1 pseudogene is annotated in these 305 nt (G+C 71.1%); it reads right to left on the bottom strand.

The window, feature by feature from the left end:
- Positions 1–305 (bottom strand): annotated as a pseudogene (locus IEZ00_RS35875) (amino acid adenylation domain-containing protein); the annotation flags it as partial.

Here is a 305-nt window from a genome sequence, read left to right as displayed (position 1 = left end):
TCGATTCCGGGCTCGGGCACCACGTAGCCGACGATGCGCCGGTCGCCCGGCACGTCCTCGCGCAGCAGCACCGCGGCGTCGTTGACACCCGTGTGCCCGACCAGCAGCAGTTGGATCTCGCCCAGTTCGATCCGGTAGCCGCGCAGCTTGATCTGGTCGTCGATGCGGCCCAGGAACTCCAGGCTCCCGTCGGCCCGACGCCTGGCGAGGTCACCGCTGCGGTACAAGCGCGCTCCCGGCTCACCGCCGAACGGATCGGGCACGAACCGCTCCGCCGTGAGCGCGGGCCGGTTCCAGTACCCCAC

Source organism: Saccharothrix coeruleofusca (assembly GCF_014648515.1).
Taxonomy (GTDB): Bacteria; Actinomycetota; Actinomycetes; order Mycobacteriales; family Pseudonocardiaceae; genus Actinosynnema; species Actinosynnema coeruleofuscum.
This window is presented reverse-complemented; position numbering and strand designations above follow the sequence as displayed.